Consider the following 26,975-nt stretch of genomic DNA (forward strand, 5'->3'; position numbering starts at 1 on the left):
TCCGCTAAAGTCTCGCCCCTTCTCACTGGCATGGGGATTTATCGTGTTTATTGGATTTGACTACGGTACGGCAAACTGCTCGGTTGCGATTATGCAAAACGGGCAACCACAGCTCCTGAAAATGGAAAAAGAGAGCACGCTGCTGCCGTCAATGCTCTGCGCACCCACCCGCGAAGCGGTAAGCGAATGGCTGTTCCGCCACCATCAGGTTCCGGCCACGGCGGCGGAAAGCCAGGCCTTGCTGCGCCGGGCGGTCAGTTTCAACCGTGAGGAAGATATTGACGTCACGCCGTCCAGCGTGCAGTTTGGCCTTGCCTCGCTCGGGCACTACACTGAAGACCCGGAAGAGGTCTACTTCGTAAAATCACCGAAATCCTTCCTCGGCGCCAGCGGATTAAAGCCGCAGCAGGTGGCGATGTTTGAAGATCTGGTCTGCGCGATGATGCTGCACATCCGCAATCAGGCGCAGATGCAGGTTCCTGATGCGATTACCCAGGCGGTGATTGGCCGTCCGATCAACTTCCAGGGGCTGGGCGGTGATGAGGCCAACCAGCAGGCACAGGGGATCCTGGAGCGCGCCGCGCACCGCGCCGGCTTCCGGGACGTGGTGTTCCAGTACGAGCCGGTTGCAGCGGGGCTGGATTTTGAAGCCACGCTGTCGGAAGAGAAGCGCGTGCTGGTGGTCGATATCGGCGGCGGAACGACGGACTGCTCGCTGCTGCTGATGGGGCCGCAGTGGCATCATCGCCGTGACCGCGAAAACAGCCTGCTGGGGCACAGCGGCTGTCGCGTGGGCGGTAACGATCTCGATATCGCGCTGGCCTTTAAGAGCCTGATGCCGCTGCTGGGCATGGGCGGGCAAACGGAGAAAGGGATCGCCCTGCCGATCCTGCCCTGGTGGAACGCTATCGCCATCAACGACGTGCCTGCGCAGAGCGATTTTTACAGCACCGCGAATGGCCGCTTCCTGAACGACCTGGTACGCGATGCCCAGGACGCCGAAAAAGTCGCCCTGCTGTATAAAGTGTGGCGTCAACGCCTCAGCTACCGCGTGGTACGTACCGCGGAAGAGAGCAAAATCGCCCTCTCCGATCGCCCGGAACATGCGGTCTCCCTGCCGTTTATCAGCGACGATCTGGCAACCGCCATCTCTCAGGAGGGGCTGGAGACGGCGCTCGCTCAACCGCTGCAGCGCATTCTGGAACAGGTGCAGCTGGCGCTGGATAACGGCAAAGAGCAGCCGGACGTGATCTACCTGACCGGGGGAAGCGCCCGTTCACCGCTGATTAAAAAAGCGCTGGCTGAGCAGTTGCCAGGGATCCCGATTGCCGGTGGAGATGACTTTGGATCCGTCACGGCGGGTCTTGCGCGCTGGGCGCAGGTGATGTTTAGCTAATATTGGTGCGGTCTGGTGCCCTCACCCCGGCCCTCTCCCACAGGGAGAGGGAGAAAACACAGACCACCACACTCAGACAATTCCCGACAGTCTTCCATATTTCCTCCATTTTTCCGCTGTGTTGCCTGACTAAACTAGTATCATTCCCCGAAGTATTCAGGATGAGAACGTATAACGATGAAAGGCAGTAACAAATCCCGCTGGGCAATCGCCGCTGGCATCATTGTGGTGGTCCTTGCCGCCGCCTGGTACTGGCACAGTCAATCCGCGAACTCCGCCGCACCCGCCGGTGCCACCAGCCAGCCACAGCGCCCGGCTGGCGGAGGGCGTCACGGTATGCATGGCGGCGCGCTGGCACCGGTCCAGGCGGCCACGGCGGTGAATAAAGCCGTTCCTCGCTATCTTACGGGACTCGGGACCATTACCGCCGCCAACACCGTGACGGTGCGCAGCCGCGTCGACGGCCAGCTGATGGCCATTCACTTCCAGGAAGGCCAGCAGGTCAAAGCCGGCGATCTGCTGGCGGAAATCGACCCGAGCCAGTTTAAGGTCGCCCTCGCCCAGGCGCAGGGGCAGCTCGCGAAAGACAAAGCCACCCTCGCCAACGCCCGGCGCGATTTAGCGCGCTACCAGCAGCTGGTGAAAACCAATCTGGTCTCCCGTCAGGAGCTGGACACGCAGCAGTCGCTGGTCAGCGAAACGCAGGGCACCATTAAGGCTGACGAAGCCGCGGTAGCCAGCGCGCAGCTGCAGCTGGACTGGAGCCGCATCACCGCGCCGATTGACGGCCGCGTCGGCCTGAAGCAGGTGGATATCGGCAATCAGATCTCAAGCGGGGATACCACCGGCATCGTGGTGATCACCCAAACCCACCCGATTGATTTAGTCTTTACCCTGCCGGAAAGCGATATTGCCACGGTAGTGCAGGCGCAAAAAGCCGGCAAAGGGCTGGTGGTTGAAGCCTGGGACCGCACCAATAAGCAGAAACTGAGCGAAGGGTCCCTGCTCAGTCTGGATAATCAGATCGACACCACCACCGGCACCATCAAGCTGAAGGCGCGCTTTAATAACCAGGACGATGCCCTCTTCCCGAACCAGTTCGTCAATGCACGCATGCTGGTGGCGACCGAAGAGAACGCGGTGGTGATCCCCACCGCTGCGCTGCAGATGGGTAACGAAGGCAACTTCGTCTGGGTGCTCAACAGCGACAATAAAGTCAGCAAACATCTGGTGAAAACCGGGATTCAGGACAGCCAGACGGTGGTGATTAGCGCGGGCCTTTCCGCAGGCGACCGCGTGGTCACCGACGGCATTGACCGTCTGACCGAAGGGGCCAAAGTGGAAGTGGTGGAACCGGCGAAACAGGGAGCTAGCTCCTGATGCAGGTGATGCCGCCAGGCTCCACAGGTGGGCCGTCACGCCTGTTTATCCTCCGCCCTGTCGCCACCACCCTGCTGATGGTGGCGATCCTGCTCGCCGGGATTATCGGCTATCGCTTTCTGCCCGTCTCGGCACTGCCCGAGGTGGACTATCCCACCATTCAGGTGGTGACGCTTTATCCCGGCGCCAGCCCGGACGTGGTGACCTCCGCCATCACCGCCCCGCTGGAGCGCCAGTTCGGCCAGATGTCGGGATTAAAGCAGATGTCCTCCCAGAGTTCCGGGGGCGCATCCGTCGTGACGCTGCAGTTCCAGCTTACGCTGTCGCTGGATGTCGCCGAGCAGGAGGTTCAGGCCGCGATTAACGCCGCCACCAACCTGCTGCCGTCGGACCTGCCTAACCCGCCGGTCTACAGCAAAGTGAACCCGGCGGATCCGCCGATCATGACCCTTGCCGTCACCTCCTCCGCCCTGCCGATGACCCAGGTCGAAGACATGGTCGAAACCCGCGTGGCGCAGAAGATTTCTCAGGTCTCCGGCGTCGGGCTCGTCACGCTGGCGGGCGGACAGCGCCCGGCGGTGCGCGTTAAGCTGAACGCGCAGGCGATTGCCGCGCTGGGGTTGACCAGCGAAACCATCCGCAGCGCCATCAGCAACGCCAACGTCAACTCGGCAAAAGGCTCGCTGGACGGCCCGACCCGCGCCGTGACGCTCTCTGCCAACGACCAGATGCAGTCCGCCGATGAATACCGTCAGCTGATCATCGCGTACCAGAACGGCGCCCCGGTGCGTCTGGGCGATGTGGCGACCGTGGAACAAGGCGCGGAGAACAGCTGGCTGGGGGCGTGGGCCAACAAACAGCAGGCGATTGTGATGAACGTGCAGCGCCAGCCTGGGGCGAACATCATCGAAACTGCCGACAGCATCCGCGCGATGCTGCCGCAGCTGATTGAAAGCCTGCCGAAATCGGTCAGTGTGAAGGTGCTTTCCGACCGCACCACGAACATTCGCGCCTCGGTTACCGACACCCAGTTTGAGCTGATGCTGGCGATTGCGCTGGTGGTGATGATTATCTATCTGTTCCTGCGTAACGTTCCGGCAACCATTATTCCCGCCGTCGCCGTTCCGCTCTCGCTGGTGGGCACATTTGCGGTGATGGTGTTCCTTGATTTCTCGATCAACAACCTGACGCTGATGGCGCTAACCATCGCCACCGGGTTCGTGGTGGACGATGCCATCGTCGTTATCGAGAACATCTCGCGCTATATCGAGAAAGGTGAAAAACCGCTGGCCGCCGCGCTGAAAGGCGCAGGTGAGATCGGCTTTACCATTATCTCGCTCACCTTCTCGCTGATTGCGGTGCTGATCCCGCTGCTGTTTATGGGCGATATCGTCGGGCGTCTGTTCCGCGAGTTTGCCGTGACGCTGGCGGTCGCCATTTTGATCTCCGCCGTGGTGTCACTGACCCTGACGCCGATGATGTGCGCCCGCATGCTGAGCCACGCGTCACTGCGCAAGCAAAACCGTTTCTCCCGCGCCTCCGAGCGCATGTTCGAGCGGATTATTGCCGCCTACGGTCGCGTGCTGGCGAAAGTCCTCAACCATCCATGGGCCACCCTCGGCGTGGCGCTGGGAACCCTGGCGCTCAGCGTGATGCTGTGGATTTTCATTCCGAAAGGCTTCTTCCCGATCCAGGACAACGGCATTATTCAGGGCACGCTGCAGGCCCCGCAGTCGGTCTCCTTCGCCAACATGGCCCAGCGCCAGCAGCAGGTGTCTGACATCATCATGAAGGATCCGGCCGTGGAAAGCCTGACCGCCTACGTGGGGGTGGATGGCACCAATCCGTCGCTGAACAGCGCGCGTCTGCAGATCAACCTCAAGCCGCTGGATGAGCGTGACGATCGCGTCAACGCCGTCATTGAACGGCTGCAAAACGCCGTCGCCCGCGTGCCGGGCGTGGAGCTTTACCTGCAGCCGATTCAGGATTTGACCATCGATACCCAGGTCAGCCGCACGCAGTACCAGTTCACGCTGCAGGCCACCTCACTGGACGCGCTCAGCACCTGGGTGCCGCAACTGGTGGATAAGCTTAACACCCTGCCGCAGCTCTCCGACGTCAGTAGCGACTGGCAGGACAAAGGGCTGGCGGCATATGTTAACGTCAACCGCGACGCCGCCAGCCGTCTGGGCATCACCATGGCGGATGTGGATAACGCCCTGTATAACGCGTTCGGGCAGCGTCTGATCTCCACCATCTACACCCAGGCGAACCAGTATCGCGTGGTGCTGGAGCACAACACGGAAAACACGCCGGGCCTGGCAGGGCTGGACTCGGTGCGCCTGACCAGCAAAGACGGCGGGATTGTGCCGCTGAGCGCGATTGCGACGGTAGAAGAGCGCTACACCCCGCTGTCGGTTAACCATCTGGATCAGTTCCCGTCCACCACCATCTCCTTCAACGTGCCGGACAATTATTCACTCGGCGAAGCGGTGGAGGCCATTCAGGCGGCGGAAAAAGCGGTAAGTTTCCCGGCTGATATTCAGACCCAGTTCCAGGGCAGCACGCTGGCGTTCCAGGCCGCGCTGGGCAACACCATCTGGCTGATCGTCGCCGCCGTGGTGGCGATGTATATCGTGCTCGGCGTGCTGTACGAAAGCTTTATTCACCCAATCACCATCCTCTCCACCCTGCCGACGGCGGGCGTGGGGGCGCTGCTGGCCTTAATGCTGGCGGGGAGCGAGCTGGACGTGATTGCCATCATCGGCATCATCCTGCTTATCGGGATCGTAAAGAAAAACGCCATCATGATGATCGACTTCGCCCTGGCCGCCGAGCGCGAGCAGGGCATGTCGCCGCGTGATGCCATCTTCCAGGCCTGCCTGCTGCGTTTTCGCCCGATCCTGATGACCACGCTGGCGGCCCTGCTGGGGGCGCTGCCGCTGATGCTCAGCACCGGCGTCGGCGCGGAGCTGCGTCGTCCGCTGGGCATTGGCATGGTCGGCGGTCTGCTGGTGAGCCAGGTGCTGACGCTGTTCACCACGCCGGTGATTTATCTGCTGTTTGACCGCCTGGCGCTGTGGACCAAAAGCCGCTTCCCGAAACGTGAAGAGGAGGCATAAGTGAAGTTTTTCGCCCTCTTCATTTATCGCCCGGTGGCGACGATATTAATCTCGCTCGCCATTACGCTGTGCGGCGTATTGGGCTTCCGGCTGCTGCCGGTAGCGCCTCTGCCACAGGTGGATTTCCCGGTGATCATGGTCAGCGCCTCGCTGCCGGGTGCGTCACCGGAAACCATGGCCTCGTCCGTTGCCACGCCGCTGGAGCGCTCGCTCGGGCGGATCGCGGGGGTCAACGAGATGACCTCCAGCAGCTCGCTCGGCAGTACGCGCATCATTCTGGAGTTCAGCTTCGACCGGGATATCAACGGCGCGGCGCGCGACGTGCAGGCCGCCATTAACGCCGCGCAAAGCCTGCTGCCAAGCGGGATGCCGAGCCGTCCGACCTACCGGAAAGCCAACCCGTCCGACGCGCCGATCATGATCCTGACGCTGACCTCGGACACCTACTCGCAGGGCCAGCTCTACGACTTTGCGTCTACCCAGCTGGCGCAGACAATTTCACAAATTAACGGTGTCGGTGACGTGAGCGTCGGCGGCAGCTCCCTGCCCGCGGTGCGCGTGGGGTTAAACCCGCAGGCGCTGTTTAACCAGGGCGTGTCGCTGGACGATGTGCGCTCCGCCATCAGCAACGCCAACGTGCGCAAACCGCAGGGGGCGATTGAGGACGGAAGCCACCGCTGGCAGATCCACACCAACGACGAGCTGAAAACCGCGGCGGAATATCAGCCGCTGATTATTCACTACAACAACGGCGCGGCGGTGCGCTTAAGCGACGTCGCCAGCGTCACCGACTCGGTGCAGGACGTGCGCAACGCCGGGATGACCAACGCCAAACCGGCGATTTTGCTGATGATCCGCAAGCTGCCGGAAGCCAACATCATTGAGACGGTGAACAGCATTCGCGCCCGCCTCCCGGAGCTACAGCAGACCATCCCGGCGGCTATCGATCTGCAAATTGCCCAGGATCGTTCCCCGACCATTCGCGCCTCGCTGGAAGAGGTGGAGCAAACGCTGGTGATCTCGGTTGCGCTGGTGATCCTGGTGGTGTTCCTGTTCCTGCGCTCCGGCCGGGCGACGCTGATTCCGGCGGTGGCCGTGCCGGTATCGCTGATCGGCACCTTTGCCGCCATGTATCTGTGCGGCTTTAGCCTCAACAACCTGTCGCTGATGGCCCTGACGATTGCCACGGGCTTTGTGGTGGATGACGCCATCGTGGTGCTGGAGAATATTTTCCGCCACCTGGAGGCTGGCGTGAAGCCGCTGCAGGCCGCGCTGCAGGGGACGCGCGAGGTGGGCTTTACGGTGCTCTCCATGAGCCTGTCGCTGGTGGCGGTGTTCCTGCCGCTGCTGCTGATGGGCGGACTGCCGGGCAGGCTGCTGCGCGAGTTTGCCGTCACCCTCTCCGTCGCCATCGGTATTTCACTGATTATCTCCTTAACGCTCACGCCGATGATGTGCGGCTGGATGCTTAAGCGCAGCAGGCCGCACTCACAGCCGCGCCGCAAAGGCTTTGGCCGCGTTCTGCTGGCGATGCAGGAGGGCTACGGAAAATCGCTGAAGTGGGTGCTGAACCATACCCGGCTTGTCGGTCTGGTGCTGATCGGCACCATCGTGCTCAACGTCTGGCTGTATATCTCCATCCCGAAAACCTTTTTCCCGGAGCAGGATACCGGCGTGCTGATGGGCGGTATTCAGGCGGATCAGAGCATTTCGTTCCAGGCGATGCGCGGCAAGCTGCAGGACTTTATGAAGATCATTCGGGAAGACAAAGCCGTGGATAACGTCACCGGCTTTACCGGCGGGTCACGCGTGAACAGTGGGATGATGTTTATTACCCTTAAGCCGCGCGGCGAGCGCAACGAAACCGCCCAGCAGGTGATTGACCGCCTGCGGGTGAAGCTCGCCAAAGAGCCTGGCGCCAACCTGTTTTTGATGGCCGTTCAGGACATCCGCGTCGGCGGACGACAGGCGAACGCCAGCTACCAGTACACCCTGCTTTCTGACGATTTAGCCGCCCTGCGCGAGTGGGAGCCGAAGATCCGCAAGGCGCTGGCCGCCCTGCCCCAACTGGCGGACGTAAACTCCGATCAGCAGGACAACGGCGCCGAGATGGCCCTGACCTATGACCGCGAAACCATGTCGCGGCTGGGCATTAACGTTGAAGCCGCCAACAGTCTGCTGAACAACGCCTTCGGCCAGCGCGAGATTTCCACCATCTACCAGCCAATGAACCAGTATAAGGTGGTGATGGAGGTTGACCCGCGTTACACCCAGGACATCAGCGCCCTGGACAAAATGTTTGTCATCAACAACGACGGCAAGGCGATTCCGCTCTCGTACTTTGCCAGCTGGCAGCCCGCCAACGCGCCGCTATCGGTGAACCATCAGGGGCTGTCGGCAGCGTCGACCATCTCCTTTAACCTGCCCGCCGGTTCGTCGCTTTCGGAGGCCAGCGACGCGATCAACCGGGCGATGACGCAGCTTGGCGTACCGTCCACCGTGCGCGGCAGCTTTGCCGGCACCGCGCAGGTGTTCCAGGAGACGATGAACTCGCAGGTGATTTTGATTCTGGCCGCCATCGCCACGGTCTACATTGTGCTGGGCGTTCTGTATGAGAGCTACGTGCACCCGCTGACCATCCTCTCGACGCTGCCGTCGGCGGGCGTGGGGGCACTGCTGGCGCTGGAGCTGTTCGATGCGCCGTTCAGCCTCATCGCGCTTATCGGGATCATGCTGTTAATCGGTATTGTGAAGAAAAACGCCATCATGATGGTCGACTTCGCCCTGGACGCCCAGCGCAACGGCAACCTGTCGCCGGAAGAGGCCATCTTCCAGGCCTGCCTGCTGCGTTTTCGTCCGATCATGATGACCACCCTGGCGGCGCTGTTTGGCGCGCTGCCGCTGGTGATTTCCGGGGGCGACGGCTCGGAGCTGCGCCAGCCGCTGGGGATCACCATTGTCGGCGGGCTGGTGATGAGCCAGCTGCTGACGCTCTACACCACGCCGGTGGTCTATCTTTTCTTTGACCGCCTGCGGCTGCGCGTTGCACGTAAAAACAGAACCACGGTGACCGGGTAAATGACTGAGCTTCCCAGCAGCGTTCGCTGGCAATTATGGATTGTCGCCTTCGGCTTTTTTATGCAGTCGCTGGATACGACTATCGTTAACACCGCCCTCCCCTCGATGGCGAAAAGCCTGGGGGAGAGCCCGCTGCATATGCATATGGTGATTGTCTCCTACGTGCTGACGGTGGCCGTGATGCTGCCTGCAAGCGGCTGGCTGGCCGATAAAGTCGGCGTGCGGAACATCTTTTTCACCGCCATCGTGCTGTTTACCACCGGCTCGCTGTTTTGCGCCCAGGCCAATACCCTCAACCAGCTGGTGATGGCGCGCGTGCTGCAGGGTATCGGTGGGGCGATGATGGTCCCCGTCGGGCGGTTAACGGTGATGAAGATTGTTCCGCGCGAGCAGTACATGGCGGCGATGACTTTTGTCACCCTGCCCGGCCAGGTGGGACCGCTGCTGGGTCCGGCGCTGGGCGGCGTGCTGGTGGAGTATGCCTCCTGGCACTGGATTTTCTTAATCAACCTGCCGGTGGGCATCGTTGGCGCGATTGCCACCCTGGCGCTGATGCCAAACTATAAAATGCAGACGCGGCGCTTTGATTTCTTTGGCTTTATCCTGCTTGCCGCAGGCATGGCAACGCTCACCCTCGCCCTCGACGGGCAAAAAGGGCTGGGGATTTCGTCCCTGACGCTGGGTATCCTGGTCGCCCTCGGCCTCACCGCTGTGTTGGGGTACCTCTGGCACGCCAGAGGAAACGACAAGGCGCTGTTCAGCCTGACGCTGTTTAAAAACTCCACCTACCGTCTTGGCCTGTTCGGCAGCTTTGCCGGACGCGTCGGCAGCGGCATGCTGCCGTTTATGACGCCCGTTTTTCTGCAAATCGGCATGGGCTTTTCACCGTTTCACGCGGGCCTGATGATGATCCCGATGGTGCTCGGCAGCATGGGGATGAAGCGCATCGTGGTGCAGGTCGTCAACCGCTTTGGCTATCGTCACGTGCTGGTGGCCGCCACGCTTGGCCTGGCGCTGGTCAGCCTGCTGTTTATGGCCGTGGCGCTGATGGGCTGGTACTACGTCCTGCCGCTGGTGCTGTTCTGCCAGGGGGTGATCAACTCCATGCGCTTTTCGTCGATGAATACCCTGACGCTGAAAGACCTGCCGGATGAGCTGGCGAGCAGCGGCAACAGCCTGCTGTCGATGATCATGCAGCTCTCCATGAGCGTCGGCGTGACTATCGCCGGTCTGCTGCTCGGCATGTACGGTCAGCACCACCTCAGCGTCGACACGCCGGTGGCGCATCAGGTCTTTTTATATACGTATCTCAGCATGGCGGTCATTATCGCCCTGCCCGCATTCATCTTCGCCCGAGTGCCGGATGATACCCGCAAGAACGTCGTGATTGGTCGCGGCAAAAGGAGTGGCTCATGAAATTCTGGCGTCCGGGGATTACCGGTAAGCTCTTTCTGGCGATTTTTGCCACCTGTATCGTTCTGCTGATCACCATGCACTGGGCGGTGCGGATCAGCTTTGAGCGCGGGTTTATTGATTACATCAAGCATGGCAATGAACAGCGTTTACAGGGCTTAAGCGATGCACTGAGTGAACAGTACGCCCAGCACGGCAACTGGCGTTTTCTGCGCAATAACGACCGCTTTATTTTTCAGATCTTGCGTTCGCTGGAGCACGACACCGGTGACGACCGCCCGGGGCCGGGCATGCCGCCGCACGGCTGGCGTACCCAGTTCTGGGTGATCGACCAGGAGATGCGCCCTCTGGTTGGCCCGCGCGCGCCGATACCGCCGGACGGCACCCGCCGGGCGATTAAAGTGAATAACGCCACCGTCGGCTGGGTGATCGCCTCGCCGGTGGAGCGCCTGACGCGCAATACCGACATCAACTTTGACCGCCAGCAGCGCCGGACAAGCTGGCTGATTGTCGCCCTCTCCACCCTGCTCGCCGCGCTCGCCACCTTCCCGCTGGCGCGTGGTCTGCTCGCGCCGGTAAAACGGCTGGTGGAAGGTACGCACAAACTGGCGGCCGGGGATTTCACGACCCGCGTCGACACCCGCAGCCAGGACGAACTGGGCAAGCTGGCGCAGGACTTTAACCAGCTCGCCAGCACCCTGGAAAAAAACCAGCAGATGCGCCGCGATTTTATGGCCGATATCTCCCACGAGCTGCGCACGCCGCTGGCGGTGCTGCGCGGCGAGCTGGAGGCCATTCAGGACGGCGTGCGCCAGTTTACGCCTGAATCGGTGGCCTCCCTGCAGGCGGAAGTGGGCACGCTCACCAAACTGGTGGATGACCTCCACCAGCTCTCCATGTCCGATGAAGGGGCGCTGGCTTACCAGAAGGCACCCGTCGACGTGATCAACGTGCTTGAAGTCGCCAGCGGCGCGTTCCGGGAACGGTTTGCCAGCCGCAACCTGAAGATTGATCTCTCCCTGCCGGACAGCGCGGTGGTATTTGGCGATAAAGATCGCCTGATGCAGCTGTTCAACAACCTGCTGGAAAACAGCCTGCGCTATACCGACAGCGGCGGCGGGCTGCATATCTCCGGCAAACAGGAAAACGGACGCTTCTCCCTCACCTTTGCGGATTCCGCCCCCGGCGTGCAGGATGCGCAGCTGGAAAAACTGTTTGAGCGTTTTTATCGCACCGAAGGGTCCCGTAACCGCGCCAGCGGCGGCTCCGGGCTGGGGCTGGCAATTTGCGTTAACATCGTTGAGGCGCATAATGGGACGATACGCGCCGCCCATTCGCCTTTTGGCGGGGTTAGCATTACAGTAGAGTTACCGCTGGAACGGGAGTTATCGAGAGAAGTATGACCGAGTTACCCATTGACGAAAACACGCCGCGCATTTTGATCGTCGAAGACGAGCCCAAGCTCGGGCAGTTGCTGATCGACTATTTACGTGCGGCCAGCTATGCCCCGTCGCTGATTAGCCACGGCGACCAGGTGCTGCCGTACGTGCGCCAGACGCCGCCGGACCTGATCCTGCTGGATCTGATGCTGCCCGGTACCGATGGCCTGACCCTGTGCCGGGAAATTCGTCGCTTCTCCGACGTGCCGATCGTGATGGTCACCGCCAAAATTGAAGAGATCGACCGCCTGCTGGGGCTCGAAATTGGCGCGGACGATTACATCTGCAAACCTTACAGCCCGCGTGAAGTGGTCGCCCGCGTGAAAACCATTCTGCGCCGCTGTAAACCGCAGCGCGAGCTTCAGGTGCTGGACGCGCAAAGCCCGCTGATTGTGGATGAAAGCCGTTTCCAGGCGAGCTGGCGCAGCAAACTGCTGGACCTCACGCCCGCCGAGTTCCGCCTGCTGAAAACCCTCTCCCACGAGCCGGGGAAAGTCTTCTCCCGCGAACAGCTGCTGAACCGCCTGTATGACGATTACCGCGTCGTGACCGACCGCACCATCGACAGCCACATCAAAAACCTGCGCCGCAAGCTGGAGGCGCTGGACGCTGAACAGTCATTTATTCGTGCAGTGTATGGCGTGGGGTATCGCTGGGAAGCGGATGCGTGCCGGATAGTGTGACGTTTCACCTCTGAAACCCGCCGTCTGGCGGGTTTTTTCTTTTCTGGAATCCATCCAGGAATCAACCATACTCTTTTTACCGGTTCGCTTACTTATAACTGGTGCTGATAATTTTTACTTTCGCTCAAGGAGTTCCTATGTCTGGTTGGTTCGAATTAAGTAAAAGCAGTGATGGTCAGTTCAGGTTTGTGCTGAAAGCTGGAAACGGGGAGATCATCCTGACCAGCGAGCTTTACACCAGTAAAAGTGCCGCCGAAAACGGCATTGCTTCCGTACGCACGAACAGCCCGCAGGACGAGCGTTACGAAAAGAAAACAGCCTCGAACGGTAAGTTCCATTTCAATCTCAGGGCGGGTAATCATCAGGTGATTGGCAGCAGCCAGCTTTATGCGACGGAACAATCCCGTGATAAGGGTATCGCCTCCGTCAAAACGAACGGGTCATCTCAGACGGTAAAAGACAATACCTGACAGCAGGACGCGCGCCGGGAAAACGGTGACGCGACCCGGCGCTTTACCTCCCTGCCCCGCAGCGCTACAATGCCCGCCCTTAAAGTGGGGGATCTCCCCTTACCGCTGCACCGTGTGCACGCGGATCTGACCTGTCATCAGAACGAGAACAAACATGTTTAAACCGGAACTCCTTTCCCCGGCGGGAACGCTGCAAAATATGCGTTACGCTTTCGCCTATGGTGCCGACGCTGTCTACGCGGGCCAGCCGCGCTACTCGCTGCGCGTGCGTAACAATGAATTCAACCACGAGAACCTGCAGCTCGGCATCAATGAAGCGCATGCCCTGGGCAAAAAATTCTACGTGGTGGTCAACATCGCGCCGCACAACGCCAAGCTCAAGACCTTCATCCGCGACCTGAAGCCGGTGGTGGAGATGGGGCCGGACGCGCTGATCATGTCGGATCCGGGTTTAATCATGCTGGTTCGGGAGAACTTCCCGGAGATGGATATTCACCTCTCCGTACAGGCTAACGCCGTAAACTGGGCGACGGTGAAATTCTGGAAGCAGATGGGGCTGACCCGCGTCATTCTCTCCCGCGAGCTCTCCCTGGAAGAGATCGAAGAGATCCGCACCCAGGTGCCGGATATGGAAATCGAAATCTTCGTTCACGGCGCGCTGTGCATGGCCTACTCCGGCCGCTGCCTGCTCTCTGGTTACATCAACAAGCGCGACCCGAACCAGGGGACCTGCACCAACGCCTGCCGCTGGGAATATAACGTCCAGGAAGGCAAAGAGGACGACATCGGCAATATCGTCCACAAGCATGAACCTATCCCGGTGACTAACGTTGAGCCTACGCTGGGCATCGGCGCGCCCACCGACAGCGTATTTATGATTGAAGAAGCCAAACGTCCGGGCGAGTACATGACCGCCTTTGAAGATGAGCACGGCACTTACATCATGAACTCAAAAGATCTGCGCGCTGTTGCTCACGTCGAGCGGTTGACCCAGATGGGCGTGCACTCCCTGAAAATCGAAGGCCGCACCAAATCCTATTACTACTGCGCGCGCACCGCGCAGGTGTACCGCAAAGCCATCGACGATGCCGCCGCCGGTAAACCGTTCGATACCAGCCTGCTGGAGACCCTGGAAGGCCTGGCGCATCGCGGCTATACCGAAGGCTTCCTGCGCCGTCATACCCATGACGACTACCAGAACTACGAGCACGGCTACTCCGTATCCGAGCGCCAGCAGTTTGTCGGTGACTTCACCGGCGAGCGCAAAGGCGCGCTGGCGGCCGTAGCGGTGAAAAACAAGTTCACCAAAGGCGACAGCCTGGAGCTGATGACCCCGCAGGGCAACATGAACTTCACGCTGGAGCATCTGGAAAACGGCAAAGGCGAAGCGATTGACGTGGCGCCAGGTGACGGTCATACCGTCTGGCTGCCGGTGCCGGAAGAGGTGGAGCTGAAGTTTGCGCTGCTGATGCGTAATTTCAACGGTGAAAGCACCCGAAACCCACACGGCAAATAGTTAATCGGGGAAATTTTTTCGCGCTGGGATAATTCTTAGAATCGGATCACATACCGCTTCGTTCAATACGGGTATTATCCCCCCGCTGAAAAACATAACCCATAAATGCTAGCTGTACCAGGAACCACCTCCTTAGCCTGCGTAATCTCCCTTACGCGGGCTTATTTTTTTGCACCTTTCAGTCCACTTATTAAGAATCAAATTGCAAAGACCCACCATATGAAGGGTGTTGGGCAGTGCTATCTCGGGTACAATCCGGAATCCTCAGAATATTACACAATCTGGAAAATACGTTTTTGGTTTGATTCAGTCTTTTTCATATACAGGAAGTAATTGACCCGGACATGATAAAATACATCAAGAAGAGCCTTGCATTAAGTACTCTGATTACACGTCAAATGGCGACTGACGATCTCCAGCGGCTTGAATCATTGAAAGATCGCTTAAAAGGTCAGTTCGGTGTTCCTGTGGGTGTACATATGACAGGCATTCCATTAGCAATAAGTACCTTACTCACTATTTTTTGCTACGCTATGCTACAAGTTTCTGTCTGGATGTTGCTATTTCGCCTGCTCGGCTTACCTGAGTTTAAGGTAATGATGGGAGTATTCCTTGCAGCAGTGGTGTATTGCATGGTTGTGATGAGCACGATGTTTCTAACTGCCAGAGGATCCTTAACGGGATATAAACTGCATATTTCTGTCATTACACTGACTGGCTTGATGAGCATCGTTTACTTTATCTGGACGTGGGTTTCGCTTGTATTCAGCTCTGTAGAGAATTACACACCGCAAATAACCTCATTATTAGGATTGGGATTTTTCTGCCTGAATATCGTGTGGATGAATACATCGGTCTTTTACCGATCAATTGCGCTAACGCTACATAATCGGGTCTGGCGTAAGCAGTTGAAAATAGAGCATAAACAAACGGCAGGGTTCAAACGTTAAGGGTATGAGTCCTTTGAGGAACCGGCATATAAAAGATAAACGCCATGAAGGGGGATAAATCCCCTTTTCGCAGCCTTATTTTTGCCTTTCATCCTGTTCTTACCTGCTTTTTTTCTCTCTGCTATACACTCTTACTAACGCTAAAAAAGGGAGCAGCGAGGATGGCAACCTATCCAGACAGTTTATTGATTCTCAATGGCAAAAGTGCAGGCAACGATCTGTTGCGCCAGGCAATAACCGAACTACGTGAAGACGGTGCGCGAATTCACGTCCGGGTGACATTCGAAAAAGGTGACGCAGCACGGTACATCGATGAAGGCATTCGACTGGGCGTTAAGACCATCATTTCCGGCGGCGGCGATGGCACCATCAATGAGATCGCCTCTGCACTTATCGACCTGCCGACAGCAAACCGCCCGGTGATGGGCATTTTACCGCTCGGCACCGCCAATGATTTTGCCACCAGCGCCGGGATCCCTGAGGAGTTAGCGAAGGCGCTCCAGCTGGCCATCCTCGGTAAAGCCACCGCCGTGGACATTGCTCAGGTGAATGACAAAACCTGCTTTATCAATATGGCGACGGGCGGGTTCGGTACGCGTATCACCAGCGAAACACCGGAAAAACTGAAGGCGGCGCTGGGCGGCGTCTCTTACCTGATCCACGGTCTGATGCGCATGGATACCCTCAAGCCTGACCGCTGCGAAATTCGCGGCGAGGATTTTCAGTGGCAGGGTGACGCGCTGGTGATTGGCATTGGCAATGGCCGCCAGGCGGGCGGTGGGCAGCAGTTGTGCCCGGAGGCGCTGATTAATGACGGTCAGCTACAGTTGCGGATTTTCACGGGCGACGGCCTGCTGCCCGCGCTGTTTACCACGCTGACGCAGCCGGAAGAGAGTCCGAATATCATTGACGGGAAATCCGCATGGTTTGAGGTCAATGCCCCGCACGGGATGACGTTTAACCTTGACGGGGAACCGCTGAGCGGGACGCAGTTCCGCATTGAGGTGTTGCCCGGCGCGCTGCAGTGCCGGTTGCCGCCGGACTGTGTGCTTCTGCGCTGACGTTTAGCATAGTACGCGATGATGCCCTCTCATAATAATGCCTGCACAGACAACTCCCTCTCCCTTGAGGGAGAGGGCTGGGGTGAGGGGGGAACATACGACTGTGGAGGTAATTCCGTTCACTTTATGTTCCTTGCTACTCTGTAACGACATGACCGGTGAACGTGCCAGGGTGGCTCAATCGCCACCACCCTGGCGACCCGGGCTCCCGGCGGTAAATCGCCGCTTCGCGGTGCCCTCGGCTTATTCCTTCCGGCTTTTCGGGGACGGGCGGAGGTAACATCCCTGTAAAGCCCGCCCTCTCGGCGCATCCCTGCGCCTCGCCCCGGCCTGCAGGAAACGCCTCAGCGATTTACAGCCGGACCAGGACGTCGCTGTAAATCATTAAATTTTCCTGTAGAAACATTCGTCGCTTTCGGTAAAAAAACTACTGGGGAACCCTCTCCCCACAGGGAAAGGGAGACGTCAGGCAATCGTCACTTTACTGTCCAGATAGACGTCCTGCACCGCATTGATCAGCTTCACGCCGTCGGCCATCGATTTCTTAAACGCCTTACGGCCCAGGATCAGCCCCATGCCGCCCGCGCGCTTGTTGATAACCGCCGTACGCACCGCGTCTGACAGGTCAGTATCCCCGCCCGCCGCGCCGCCGGAGTTAATCAGCCCCGCACGGCCCATGTAGCAGTTCGCCAGCTGGTAGCGCACAAGGTCTATCGGGTTATCGCTGGTCAGCTTGCTGTACACGCGGTCATCGGTGTAACCGAAGTTCACCGCTTTGTACCCGCCGTTATTCTCGGCCATTTTCTGCTTCACAATATCCGCGCCGATGGTGGCCGCCAGGTGGTTCGCCTGCCCGGTCAGGTCCGCGGACACATGGTAATCCACGTCGTCTTTTTTGAACGCCGGGTTACGCAGGTAAGCCCACAGCACGGTCACCATGCCCAGCTCGTGCGCGCGCTCAAACGCCGCAGAGATCTCTTCAATCTGACGACGGGACTGTTCAGAGCCGAAATAGATCGTCGCCCCTACGGCGACCGCCCCCATATTGAACGCCTGCTCGACGCTGGCGTAGAGGGTTTGATCATATTCGGTGGGGTAGCTGAGGGTTTCATTGTGGTTGAGCTTCACGAGGAACGGAATGCGGTGCGCATAGCGACGCGCGACCGAGGCCAGCACACCATAGGTGGACGCCACGCAGTTACAGCCCGCTTCAATCGCCAGCTCAACAATATTCTTCGGATCAAAATAGAGCGGATTCGCCGCGAAAGAGGCACCCGCCGAGTGCTCAACGCCCTGGTCTACCGGCAGAATAGAGAGATACCCGGTGCCACCGAGCCGCCCGGTGTTGTAGAGCGTCTGCATGTTTCGCAGCACGGCAGGCGGACGGTTGTTATCGACCATCACGCGGTCGACGTAGTCATGACCAGGCAGATAAAGCTGGTCGGCTGGAATGGTCATACAACGATGCTGTAAAAGGCTGTCGGCGTCTTTGCCAAGCAACTGCGCAATATCAGTCATGTGATACTCCCGTAAGTCCGACGTCGTGTCGGTGTGTGTTTATCCAGTCCCATTATTTCTGGGCAGACTAAGCCTGGTACCGACTTAACAGATTTTCCACCTTTTGCATTTTTTTTCAGCACAATCTGCTGGCTCGATTCGTGTACAACAAAACTGTTACATTGATCAAACAATCACCACAAAGGTATTTAAAAGGTATTATTGAATGGTATGTTAAAGGCGTACCCTCTGACATGCAGGATTAAACAATGAAAACGAAAGTCCAACTGTCATTCATGATGTTTGTTGAATGGTTTATCTGGGGAGCCTGGTTCGTACCGCTGTGGCTGTGGCTGAGCAAAAGCGGGTTTACCGCCGGGGAGATCGGCTGGTCTTACGCCTGTACCGCTATTGCCGCTATCCTCTCACCTATTCTTGTCGGCTCGCTGACCGACCGCTTCTTTGCCGCGCAGAAAGTATTGGCGGTACTGATGTTTACCGGCGCGATTCTGATGTACTTCGCCGCACAGCAAACCCAGTTCAGCACCTTCTTCCCGCTGCTGCTGGTTTACTCCCTGACCTACATGCCCACCATCGCGCTGACCAACAGTATTGCCTTCGCCAACGTGGACGACGTCGAGGCCGATTTCCCGCGCATCCGCGTGATGGGAACTATCGGCTGGATCGCCTCCGGGCTGGCGTGCGGCTTCCTGCCGCAGATGCTGGGCTACAACGATATTTCCGATACCAATATTCCATTGCTGATGACCGCGGCCAGCTCCGCCCTGCTCGGCGTGTTTGCCCTGTTCCTGCCGAACACGCCGCCGAAAAGTACCGGCAAGCTGGATTTCAAAGTGATGCTGGGGCTGGATGCATTGATCCTGCTGCGCGACAAAAACTTCCTGGTGTTCTTCTTCTGCTCGTTTCTGTTCGCCATGCCGCTGGCCTTCTACTACATCTTCGCCAACGGCTATCTCACGGAAGTGGGAATGAAAAACGCCACCGGCTGGATGACGCTCGGTCAGTTCTCTGAAATCTTCTTCATGCTGGCGCTGCCGTTCTTCACCAAACGCTTTGGTATTAAGAAGGTCTTGCTGCTGGGCTTGATCACCGCCGCTATCCGCTACGGTTTCTTTGTTTACGGCGGCGCAGAGCAGTACTTCACCTATGCCCTGCTGTTCCTCGGCATTCTGCTGCATGGGGTGAGCTACGACTTCTACTACGTCACCGCGTATATCTACGTGGATAAAAAATCGCCGGTGCATATGCGCACTGCCGCGCAAGGCCTGATTACGCTCTGCTGTCAGGGGTTTGGTAGCCTGCTGGGCTACCGCCTCGGCGGCGTAATGATGGAAAAAATGTTCGCATACAAAGAGCCGGTGAATGGGCTGACCTTCAACTGGGCCGGAATGTGGACATTCGGCGGGATCATGATTGCTGTGATTGCCGTGCTGTTTATGCTGTTTTTCCGCGAATCGGATACTGAGATCACCGCAATTGAGGTGGTGGATGGCGATTCTGCGCTGACACAAGGGGAAGTTAAATGAAACAAGAACGTGTTCTCGGTGCCCTCTATGGGCAGGCGTTAGGGGATGCGATGGGCATGCCGTCGGAGCTGTGGCCGCGAAAGCGCGTCAAAGCGCACTTCGGCTGGATAGACCGCTTCTTACCCGGCCCGGCGGAGAATAACGCGGCCTGTTATTTTAAGCGCGCGGAGTTCACCGACGATACCTCAATGGCGCTGTGCCTGGCGGATGCGATCATTGAGTGCGAAGGGGAAATTAACGCGGATGTTATCGGCAAACATATTCTGCGCTGGGCGCTCGATTTCGACGCCTTTAACAAGAACGTGCTTGGCCCGACATCGAAAATCGCGCTTAACGCTATTCGTGACGGGAAACCGGTCAGCGAGCTGGAAAACAACGGTGTCACCAACGGAGCGGCGATGCGTGCCTCCCCGCTGGGCTGCCTGCTTCCGGCGACGCGGCTGGAACACTTTGTCGCGCAGGTGGCGCTGGCCTCCAGCCCGACCCATAAATCTGACCTCGCGATTGCCGGCGCGGTGGTGATTGCCTGGGCGGTTTCACGCGCCATCGACGGGGAACGCTGGCAGAACATCGTCGATGCCCTGCCGGGTATCTCCCGCTATGCCCAGGAGGCGAAAACCACTACCTTCAGCGCCTCGCTGGCGGCACGTATTGAGCTGGCGCTGAAGACCGTACGGGAAGCCAACGGTATCGACTCCGCCAGCGAGCGGATTTACCAGTTGACTGGTGCGGGAACCAGCACCATTGAGTCCGTTCCGGCGGCCATCGCGATGGTCGAACTGGCAGGAACCGATCCAAACCGCTGCGCGGTGCTATGCGCCAACCTGGGCGGGGACACCGACACCATTGGCGCAATGGCGACGGCCATCTGCGGTGCGCTCCACGGCGTGCAGGCCATTGACCCGGCGCTTAAAGCCGAGCTTGACGCCGTCAATCAGCTTGATTTCGGCCATTACTGCGAAAAACTGCTGCACTACCGGGAGCAAAGGGAGGGGGTATGAGTTCATTTGCCCAACGCCTGGAAACCCTGCACGCCACGCGCCCGGTGACAGTGCTGGGCGCGGCGGTGATTGACGTCATCGCCGACGCCTGGGCCCTGCCCTGGCGCGGGTGCGATATCGAGTTAAAACAGCAGGGGGTAAATATTGGCGGCTGCGCGCTGAACACGGCCATCGCCCTGAAGCGGCTCGGCATTTCGGCGCAAAACGCCCTGCCTGTCGGCCACGGCGTGTGGGCGGATATTATTCGTAACGCGATGGCGAAGCAGGATCTGCACAGCGCCGTGGAGGCCGAAACCGGCGACAACGGCTGGTGTCTGGCGCTGGTGGAGCCTGACGGCGAGCGCACCTTTATGTCCTTTAGCGGCGTGGAGAACCAGTGGCAACAGCGCTGGCTGGATGCGCTTCACGTTCCGCAAAACAGCCTGGTCTATTTGTCCGGCTACCAGTTGGCCTCGCCGTGCGGCGAGCTGCTGACGGGCTGGCTGGAAGGGTTGCGGGACGTGACGGCGTTTATCGATTTCGGCCCACGCATTGCGGATATCCCTGACGCGCTGATGGCACGGATTATGGCCTGCAGGCCGATCGTCTCGCTTAATCGTCAGGAAGCGGAGATCGCTGCTGAAAGACTGGGTATGGAGGCTGAAAACCTGGGTGAGGCATGGCAGGAGCGCTTCGGCGCCGCGCTGATTGTGCGCCATGATAAAGACGGTGCTACGTGGTATGACGGTAACGCCTCAGGCGTTGTTCCGGCGTTTCCCGCCACGGTGGTGGACACCATTGGCGCTGGCGACAGCCATGCGGGCGGTACGCTTGCCGGGCTGGCGGCGGGATGGTCGCTGGCAGACGCGGTGCAACTCGGCAACGCGGTCGCCGCCTGGGTGGTAAGCCACCGTGGCGGTGATTGCGCCCCGACGCGCGAGGCGCTACTCCTCGCACACAAAGACGTATAGATCGCTGCGACAGTAGCTGATGCTGTACTCAATCGGCCGGTGCTGCTGATCGAGCGCAACCTGCTTGATCACCAGCACCGGTATTTTTTCATCCATCTTGATGTGCGCCTGAAACTCGCTGTCCGGCATGCGGGCGCTAACGCGCGAGCGGGTACGCTGCGGGAAAATATTCTGGCTGCGGAAGTAATCGTAGAGCGAAATACCGATCGCATCCGGGTCGGGAATTAACCCAACCGGCACCCAGGACTCCTCAATCGAGACGGCGTCCTCATCAACGTAGCGAATACGTTTGAGCAGGAATACCTCGCTCTCGGGGGGGATGGAAAGGTGATTCGCCACCTCTTCCGGACACTTCACCACCCGCTTGTTGACCCACAGCGTATTCGGCTTTTGACCGCGCAACACCACCTGCTGGGAAAAACCGCGCGCCTCTTTCAGGGAATATTCGAAGATATTGTTGATTTGCGTGCCATAGCCGCGGGCGCGCGTCACCACGCCCTCTTCCTCCAGCGCCTGCATCGCTTTACGCACGGTAATACGCGACACGCCGGTTAACTGACTCAGATCGCGCTCGCCGGGCAAAATATTGCCATGCTCCAGCACCCCGCTGCGCACCGCGTTTTTTACCGTTTCGGCAAACTTCAGGTACAGCGGCGTGTTATCGGGCGCGGCGATCCGTTCATTCAATTGAGCGATTAACCGGGTATGCGCTTGTTCCATCTCTGTTTTTCTCAGGCGTGATGTGTTCTGCCAGTATAAGGCCTACCACCATGCATGAAAATGGTGAACCGGCCCAATACCGTGACCCACTTCCAGAGTATCGGCTTTTGCCAGCGCCGCGGAGAGCCAGGCTTTCGCTTCCTGCACCGTATCGGCCCAGTTTTCATGCCGTGGACGCAGCGCCGCCAGCGCGGCCGAGAGCGTACAGCCCGTGCCATGGGTATTTTTGGTTTGCACGCGCGGGGCGGTGAAACGCACTTCGCCTTCGCGTGTGAAGAGCCAGTCCGGACTTTCCTCGTCATCCAGATGGCCGCCCTTCATCAGCACCGCCCCGCAGCCCATCGCCAGCAGGGCATTCCCCTGCTCTTTCATTTCACGCTCAGTTTGCGCGTGCGGCGCACCTAACAGCGCGGCAGCTTCAGGCAGATTAGGGGTAATGAGCGCCACCTGCGGCAGCAGCTTTTTGCGCAGCGTCTCCACGGCGGAAGCGGAGAGCAGCGGGTCACCACTTTTTGCCAGCATGACGGTATCCAGCACCACGTTTTGCACCTGATAACGCTTAAGCCGTTCCGCCACCGCTTCAACAATGTCCGTCTCGGCCAGCATGCCGATTTTGGTGGTATCGATGCGCACGTCGCTGAACACCGAATCCAGCTGTGCGGCGACAAAATCGGGCTCGATACGGTAGACCGACTGCACCCCGCGCGTATTTTGCGCCACCAGCGCGGTTATCACCGAGCAACCGTACGCGCCAAGAGCCGAGAACGTTTTCAGGTCAGCCTGGATACCGGCGCCGCCGCTGGGATCGGTGCCGGCAATGGTCAGGGCGTTAATCCGTTTCATGCCGGTACCTCCAGCGTGTAAAGCGCATCCAGGAACGCGCTGGCAAAACTGCCCGGGCCACGAGAGTGCGCAACGGCAACCGATCCGGCCCGTTTCATCCAGCCGCAGGCGGCAGCGACGTTATCCAGCCTGTCGCCCGGCAGCGAGCAGCTTGCCGCCACAACGGCAGAGAGCGCACACCCGGTGCCCACCACGCGCGTCATCAGCGGGTCACCACCCGTGACCGTGCGGGTTCGCTGTCCGTCGGTGATGTAATCCACTTCACCGGTGACGACCACAATGGCGTTGGTCTGGCGGGCCAGCGCCTCGGCAGCTGGCACCGCGCTGGCAGCGGTATCGGTCGTATCAACGCCACGTCCACCCGTGCTCATGCCGGCAAGGGCCAGGATTTCGGAGGCATTGCCGCGAATGGCCGCCGGTTTCAGGGCAAGAATTTGATGGCAAAAACGGGTGCGGAACGCCAGGGCGCCCACCGCCACCGGGTCCAGCGTCCAGGGTTTGCCTGCCTCCACTGCACTTTCAATGGCACGACGCATTGACTGGGCGCGCGGCGATGTGAGCGTGCCAACGTTAATCAGCAGCGCATCGGACATCCCGGCAAACTGTTCAGCCTCTTCGGCCTCGATCACCATCGCGGGGGATGCGCCAAGCGCCAGCAAAACGTTGGCCGTAAAGGTCTGCACGACATCGTTGGTCATACAATGCGTAAGCGGAGAACGGGTTCGGAAGTGGTGTAAAACGTGTAAATCGAGCAGGTCAGGCTGCATGGTTTCGCTCCTGCCTTGCGTGAAGAAGCGATGACCGGGAAGGCATCTGACTTCCCTACGCTGGCATTATCCAGATCAGGTAATACGGGTATTTCTCAGCCTTCACAAAGAAGGGCACCCCGAGTCATTTGGTAAGCATTAGCTTACATTTTGCCAGATTAGGGGAAGTTGCTTGCTCAAGCAAGCGCGCCCTTTCGGATAATGATTCTTCACGCAAGGCAGGAGCGAAAGACTTCGAGTGCTCAGAAAGAACAACGACATTCTATTACTCACTGTCTTTTTAGTTAAATAACTAAAAGGTCCTTCACAGAAAAGAAAATAATTAACATTTTAAGAGATGATATTGAGCAGTAACTAATCAATTCCCTTCTCTTTCCCTTATATAATTCACTGGTATGCGAATGTGTCAATGTATAGCCTGCACACATAACCTTTATCATTTAGCCAACAGCACTTTGATTTTAAGTGCTTTTTCATAAAAACAGCTTCCCCTTTGTACTTGCGCGCAGTACGATTAATCAACATGTTACCTGAAATTAAAGGGTTACTGATGGATACAGTTGAAGAATTAAATGGAACATATTTCTATCGTGGCGTATGCAATATCACTGCAGGAGAGTTATTTTTTTGGATTTTACTGGATAGAGTTAATAATCAATTTGGCGGAATTAAAGATGTTATTTCAATGAGCTGTATTATTCTGGGTCTGCCATTATTAAAAACAAGAGGTAAACCTTACGGAACCACAGCGGGAACGTCAATAGCATCAAAATACCTTCGCCAACTTCTTAACACTGAATTACCTATAAGACTTCCAACTCTTACAGAAGCGAGCATAACAACACTTAAGCCTAAATATGTTACTAACCTGGGCGCTTTTGTAGGGCGTGGATTACCTGTTGTTGGTTGGGCTATAGTAGCGAGCGATATTAGTCAAATCGTTTATAAAACCGTTCGTGACTACAACATAATCGCACACGAGAAAGATCGGATATGGTAACAGATCAGGAAGTTTTAGAGCTATTCCGTAAAGAGTTACCTGTGTTAGGTACATTCACAGGAAAGCTGATACCGTTAGAGCTTGATGATATTCTTCAAGATTATGCAGACGATGATGATTTAATTTATTGCATTAATAAATACGACAGTTTTTTTAATGTTGACATGTCAGCAATGAATTATCAGAAATATTATCCGTGGTTTAGAACGTGGTTCTTTAGAAGATGGTTTACTGATAAACCAGTAAAGCAAATCTCAAAACCTCTTACTGTAAGGATGTTTGCAGAATCGGCTAAAGCAGGAAGATGGTTATACGACTAACAGCAAGGAGCGTTAAAAATGGCTGTACCAGTACATTTGATTTTAAAAGATGATGGTGGATCTCAGATCATGGGGTCTTGTGACGTTCATGGACGTGATGGAAGCATAGAACTACGTAGCTTACAGCATAGCGTGATCATTCCTACAGACAATTTAACAGGTAAAGTAACAGGAAACCGACAACATTGCTCATTCAATTTCACTAAAGAGATTGACAGTTCATCACCCTATCTGTTTAAAGCTGTTGCAACGGGGCAGACTCTTAAAAGCGCTGAGTTTAATTTCTATCGTATCAACTACAGCGGGCAAGAGGAAATTTACTACACCATTACATTAGAACGTGTGAAAGTAGTTAGCTTTAGCCCTTTAATGCACGATACCCGAACGGCTACGGGTACAGGCCATATGGAAGATATTTCTTTAGCCTACGAGAAAATCACTCACCTTTATAAGGATGGCAATATCTTGCATTCCGATGCCTGGAATGAAAAGAAACAAGCATAGCAAAAAAAACCTTTAAACATGGGGCTAGCATGCCCCTCCTTCAGACTCTCCATTTTGTATAACAATTCTGTTACTAAGTCATATAAATTTATATCTAGATACATTTTCGCTTGAGTTTTCAACAACAATATTTTTAGCAAAAAACTGCAGGATTACTGTTAGGCTCAGCATTGCTTTCATTCAAAACATAAGAAGGATTCAATAATAAAACAGAGAGAGAGATCCATTAATTTACATTAACTATTTCGCCTATTTTTCATCTTTCCTCGCCAAAAAACTTAAAAAATATTTATGAGTTTTCATTTCATACATATCATAAAATCAAACCATCTTAAAACTTATATTATTGATATTAAACAGGTAATATCTTTTCTATTACAATGAACTAAATTAGCTATTAATGCGATTTATGATTTAGATCAATAACCAAAATTACACATTCAAAGATAGTTACTGCACGTTACGAAATAAGTCACCAAACTAAAACTTTTTCGTTAATCGTGAATTAATGCAGATATAACAAGAAGTTGTATCTTCCCGCCAGGATAGCGCCCTTACTTTTTATTTATTGTTTAAGTAATGAGAGCTTTTAAATGAGTTTATCTAAATCTGCTGTTGCTATTTTTGTGTTTAGTGCTGTGTCTACTGGTGTAGCTGAAGCTTCTTTAACTGGTGCTGACCTTGCTGCCGCCAACTCTTACTTTAAATCGCATCCAGATATTGTAAAATATGCTCCGTGGATTCGTAACGGCGTGTTAACTGCTAATAGCCTGAAAGATGCTAACTACACTTTATTAAGCAATAGCTATTATGATCAGGCACAAGATAAAGTTATCTATGTAAATCAGATCGGCGGTATCGCTCCACCTGTATCAATGAGCACCTTAACTCCTTCTACAACTGCACAAGTAAAATTAACTACTAATATACCTTTGGTAACGACTGGTATTACTGCTGTAACTAATACTAAAACAACATTAAACGAGCCAGGAGTAATTTCAACACCAACTAATACTATAAAAGCTGCAAGCATTGTAACGACAACAACTAAGCAGCCTTTGATTATTGAACCATCAAAAGCAATATTAGCCACGCACCTCGACGGCCAGCACATTGAGCCCGGCCAGGCTCCGAAATCGGCTCTGCCGCCGCAGAAAACCCCTGTTGCGCCGCAGCCTGCATTGTTAGCCACGCATCTCGACGGCCAGCACATTGAGCCAGGCCAGGCCCCGAAACCGGCTCTGCCGCCGCAGAAAATCCCTGTTGCGCCGCAGCCTGCATTGTTAGCCACGCACCTCGACGGGCAGCACATTGAGCC

The 26,975-nt window shown here is 56.8% G+C and carries 22 protein-coding genes and 1 riboswitch; of the genes, 18 read left to right on the forward strand and 4 right to left on the reverse strand.

What is annotated here, in order from left to right:
- The first annotated feature begins 43 nt into the window (after nt 1-43).
- The 11 genes from yegD (at nt 44) to yegS (ending at nt 16,508) form a co-directional block, all read left to right on the forward strand.
- On the forward strand, nt 44-1,396 hold the full coding sequence (yegD, locus tag SP99_RS14875; protein WP_047959062.1) for a molecular chaperone: 1,353 nt from the start codon (nt 44-46) through the stop codon (nt 1,394-1,396).
- Nucleotides 1,397-1,573: 177 nt separating this feature from the next.
- Nucleotides 1,574-2,776 carry an MdtA/MuxA family multidrug efflux RND transporter periplasmic adaptor subunit gene (locus tag SP99_RS14880; RefSeq protein ID WP_047959063.1) on the forward strand — a complete coding sequence of 401 codons (1,203 nt, stop codon included), beginning with the start codon at nt 1,574-1,576 and terminating at the stop codon, nt 2,774-2,776.
- Nucleotides 2,776-5,898: an MdtB/MuxB family multidrug efflux RND transporter permease subunit gene (locus tag SP99_RS14885; protein WP_047959064.1), complete on the forward strand. Its 3,123-nt coding sequence runs from the start codon at nt 2,776-2,778 to the stop codon at nt 5,896-5,898. The genes SP99_RS14880 and SP99_RS14885 overlap by 1 nt, the downstream gene beginning before the upstream one ends.
- The gene (gene mdtC / locus SP99_RS14890; protein WP_047959065.1) at nt 5,899-8,976 is read left to right on the forward strand and encodes a multidrug efflux RND transporter permease subunit MdtC; all 3,078 of its coding nucleotides are present in this window, start codon (nt 5,899-5,901) and stop codon (nt 8,974-8,976) included.
- Nucleotides 8,977-10,392 (forward strand): MFS transporter, encoded by a 1,416-nt coding sequence (locus SP99_RS14895; protein WP_047959066.1) that lies wholly within the window; start codon nt 8,977-8,979, stop codon nt 10,390-10,392. It abuts the gene before it with no gap.
- Complete coding sequence (gene baeS / locus SP99_RS14900) at nt 10,389-11,792, forward strand: envelope stress sensor histidine kinase BaeS (RefSeq protein WP_047959067.1); 1,404 nt, start codon at nt 10,389-10,391, stop codon at nt 11,790-11,792. Before SP99_RS14895 ends, baeS begins: the two co-directional genes overlap by 4 nt.
- A complete protein-coding gene (baeR, locus tag SP99_RS14905; protein WP_025758707.1) occupies nt 11,789-12,511 on the forward strand; it encodes an envelope stress response regulator BaeR in 723 nt (240 codons plus the stop codon). Before baeS ends, baeR begins: the two co-directional genes overlap by 4 nt.
- Nucleotides 12,512-12,648: 137 nt before the next feature.
- The gene (locus SP99_RS14910) at nt 12,649-12,981 is read left to right on the forward strand and encodes a YegP family protein (RefSeq protein ID WP_025758706.1); all 333 of its coding nucleotides are present in this window, start codon (nt 12,649-12,651) and stop codon (nt 12,979-12,981) included.
- Between the two features lie 154 nt (nt 12,982-13,135).
- Complete coding sequence (gene trhP / locus SP99_RS14915) at nt 13,136-14,497, forward strand: prephenate-dependent tRNA uridine(34) hydroxylase TrhP (protein ID WP_025758705.1); 1,362 nt, start codon at nt 13,136-13,138, stop codon at nt 14,495-14,497.
- Nucleotides 14,498-14,841: 344 nt separating this feature from the next.
- Nucleotides 14,842-15,447, forward strand: a complete 606-nt coding sequence (locus tag SP99_RS14920) for a hypothetical protein (protein ID WP_053060160.1) — start codon at nt 14,842-14,844, stop codon at nt 15,445-15,447.
- A gap of 161 nt (nt 15,448-15,608) precedes the next feature.
- Entirely contained in the window at nt 15,609-16,508 is a 900-nt protein-coding gene (yegS, locus tag SP99_RS14925; RefSeq protein ID WP_047959068.1) for a lipid kinase YegS, read from the forward strand.
- 465 nt (nt 16,509-16,973) lie between these two features.
- On the opposite strand, the gene fbaB is transcribed toward yegS, so the two are convergent.
- Nucleotides 16,974-18,026 (reverse strand): class I fructose-bisphosphate aldolase, encoded by a 1,053-nt coding sequence (fbaB, locus tag SP99_RS14930; protein ID WP_047959069.1) that lies wholly within the window; start codon nt 18,024-18,026, stop codon nt 16,974-16,976.
- A 248-nt stretch (nt 18,027-18,274) separates the two neighbouring features.
- Here fbaB and SP99_RS14935 point away from each other — a divergent pair, with 248 nt between their 5' ends.
- The 3 genes from SP99_RS14935 to SP99_RS14945 are packed head-to-tail and all read left to right on the forward strand — an operon-like array spanning nt 18,275 to nt 21,503.
- On the forward strand, nt 18,275-19,552 hold the full coding sequence (locus SP99_RS14935) for a nucleoside permease (protein ID WP_047959070.1): 1,278 nt from the start codon (nt 18,275-18,277) through the stop codon (nt 19,550-19,552).
- The gene (locus SP99_RS14940) at nt 19,549-20,553 is read left to right on the forward strand and encodes an ADP-ribosylglycohydrolase family protein (RefSeq protein ID WP_047959071.1); all 1,005 of its coding nucleotides are present in this window, start codon (nt 19,549-19,551) and stop codon (nt 20,551-20,553) included. Before SP99_RS14935 ends, SP99_RS14940 begins: the two co-directional genes overlap by 4 nt.
- Nucleotides 20,550-21,503: a PfkB family carbohydrate kinase gene (locus SP99_RS14945; protein ID WP_047959072.1), complete on the forward strand. Its 954-nt coding sequence runs from the start codon at nt 20,550-20,552 to the stop codon at nt 21,501-21,503. Before SP99_RS14940 ends, SP99_RS14945 begins: the two co-directional genes overlap by 4 nt.
- On the opposite strand, the gene SP99_RS14950 is transcribed toward SP99_RS14945, so the two are convergent.
- Genes SP99_RS14950 through thiM form a run of 3 tightly spaced genes read right to left on the reverse strand, consistent with a single transcriptional unit; the run spans nt 21,477 to nt 23,833 of the window.
- Nucleotides 21,477-22,223: a GntR family transcriptional regulator gene (locus tag SP99_RS14950; protein ID WP_025760289.1), complete on the reverse strand. Its 747-nt coding sequence runs from the start codon at nt 22,221-22,223 to the stop codon at nt 21,477-21,479. The two genes, SP99_RS14945 and SP99_RS14950, sit on opposite strands and share 27 nt — an antisense overlap.
- Nucleotides 22,224-22,265: 42 nt before the next feature.
- Nucleotides 22,266-23,066 (reverse strand): bifunctional hydroxymethylpyrimidine kinase/phosphomethylpyrimidine kinase, encoded by an 801-nt coding sequence (gene thiD, locus SP99_RS14955; RefSeq protein ID WP_047959073.1) that lies wholly within the window; start codon nt 23,064-23,066, stop codon nt 22,266-22,268.
- A complete protein-coding gene (gene thiM, locus SP99_RS14960; protein WP_047959074.1) occupies nt 23,063-23,833 on the reverse strand; it encodes a hydroxyethylthiazole kinase in 771 nt (256 codons plus the stop codon). The genes thiD and thiM overlap by 4 nt, the downstream gene beginning before the upstream one ends.
- 35 nt (nt 23,834-23,868) lie before the next feature.
- Nucleotides 23,869-23,965, reverse strand: a riboswitch (TPP riboswitch).
- A 418-nt stretch (nt 23,966-24,383) separates the two neighbouring features.
- Here thiM and SP99_RS23885 point away from each other — a divergent pair.
- From SP99_RS23885 to SP99_RS24925, 4 genes are all read left to right on the forward strand, one after another.
- Complete coding sequence (locus tag SP99_RS23885) at nt 24,384-24,833, forward strand: STM2901 family protein (RefSeq protein ID WP_072060277.1); 450 nt, start codon at nt 24,384-24,386, stop codon at nt 24,831-24,833.
- Entirely contained in the window at nt 24,827-25,153 is a 327-nt protein-coding gene (locus tag SP99_RS14965) for a DUF1493 family protein (RefSeq protein WP_047959075.1), read from the forward strand. Before SP99_RS23885 ends, SP99_RS14965 begins: the two co-directional genes overlap by 7 nt.
- A gap of 18 nt (nt 25,154-25,171) precedes the next feature.
- Nucleotides 25,172-25,657: an Hcp family type VI secretion system effector gene (locus SP99_RS14970; RefSeq protein ID WP_047959076.1), complete on the forward strand. Its 486-nt coding sequence runs from the start codon at nt 25,172-25,174 to the stop codon at nt 25,655-25,657.
- Between the two features lie 593 nt (nt 25,658-26,250).
- A partial coding sequence (locus tag SP99_RS24925) for a hypothetical protein (RefSeq protein WP_197086102.1) occupies nt 26,251-26,975 on the forward strand: 725 nt, incomplete at its 3' end.

Source organism: Enterobacter sp. BIDMC92 (assembly GCF_001030225.1).
In the GTDB taxonomy this organism is placed as follows: Bacteria; Pseudomonadota; Gammaproteobacteria; order Enterobacterales; family Enterobacteriaceae; genus Enterobacter; species Enterobacter sichuanensis.

What these genes read in the sequence shown, in the direction of transcription:
- SP99_RS14935 (WP_047959070.1), top strand. Translation starts at nt 18,275, where the DNA reads ATGAAAACGAAAGTCCAACTGTCATTCATGATGTTTGTTGAATGGTTT.
- SP99_RS14970 (WP_047959076.1), top strand. Translation starts at nt 25,172, where the DNA reads ATGGCTGTACCAGTACATTTGATTTTAAAAGATGATGGTGGATCTCAG.
- SP99_RS14920 (WP_053060160.1), top strand. Translation starts at nt 14,842, where the DNA reads ATGATAAAATACATCAAGAAGAGCCTTGCATTAAGTACTCTGATTACA.
- SP99_RS14885 (WP_047959064.1), top strand. Translation starts at nt 2,776, where the DNA reads ATGCAGGTGATGCCGCCAGGCTCCACAGGTGGGCCGTCACGCCTGTTT.
- trhP (WP_025758705.1), top strand. Translation starts at nt 13,136, where the DNA reads ATGTTTAAACCGGAACTCCTTTCCCCGGCGGGAACGCTGCAAAATATG.
- SP99_RS14950 (WP_025760289.1), bottom strand. Translation starts at nt 22,223, where the DNA reads ATGGAACAAGCGCATACCCGGTTAATCGCTCAATTGAATGAACGGATC.
- yegS (WP_047959068.1), top strand. Translation starts at nt 15,609, where the DNA reads ATGGCAACCTATCCAGACAGTTTATTGATTCTCAATGGCAAAAGTGCA.
- baeR (WP_025758707.1), top strand. Translation starts at nt 11,789, where the DNA reads ATGACCGAGTTACCCATTGACGAAAACACGCCGCGCATTTTGATCGTC.
- SP99_RS23885 (WP_072060277.1), top strand. Translation starts at nt 24,384, where the DNA reads ATGGATACAGTTGAAGAATTAAATGGAACATATTTCTATCGTGGCGTA.
- SP99_RS14910 (WP_025758706.1), top strand. Translation starts at nt 12,649, where the DNA reads ATGTCTGGTTGGTTCGAATTAAGTAAAAGCAGTGATGGTCAGTTCAGG.
- SP99_RS14895 (WP_047959066.1), top strand. Translation starts at nt 8,977, where the DNA reads ATGACTGAGCTTCCCAGCAGCGTTCGCTGGCAATTATGGATTGTCGCC.
- SP99_RS14880 (WP_047959063.1), top strand. Translation starts at nt 1,574, where the DNA reads ATGAAAGGCAGTAACAAATCCCGCTGGGCAATCGCCGCTGGCATCATT.
- SP99_RS14965 (WP_047959075.1), top strand. Translation starts at nt 24,827, where the DNA reads ATGGTAACAGATCAGGAAGTTTTAGAGCTATTCCGTAAAGAGTTACCT.
- thiM (WP_047959074.1), bottom strand. Translation starts at nt 23,833, where the DNA reads ATGCAGCCTGACCTGCTCGATTTACACGTTTTACACCACTTCCGAACC.
- SP99_RS14945 (WP_047959072.1), top strand. Translation starts at nt 20,550, where the DNA reads ATGAGTTCATTTGCCCAACGCCTGGAAACCCTGCACGCCACGCGCCCG.
- baeS (WP_047959067.1), top strand. Translation starts at nt 10,389, where the DNA reads ATGAAATTCTGGCGTCCGGGGATTACCGGTAAGCTCTTTCTGGCGATT.
- fbaB (WP_047959069.1), bottom strand. Translation starts at nt 18,026, where the DNA reads ATGACTGATATTGCGCAGTTGCTTGGCAAAGACGCCGACAGCCTTTTA.
- SP99_RS14940 (WP_047959071.1), top strand. Translation starts at nt 19,549, where the DNA reads ATGAAACAAGAACGTGTTCTCGGTGCCCTCTATGGGCAGGCGTTAGGG.
- thiD (WP_047959073.1), bottom strand. Translation starts at nt 23,066, where the DNA reads ATGAAACGGATTAACGCCCTGACCATTGCCGGCACCGATCCCAGCGGC.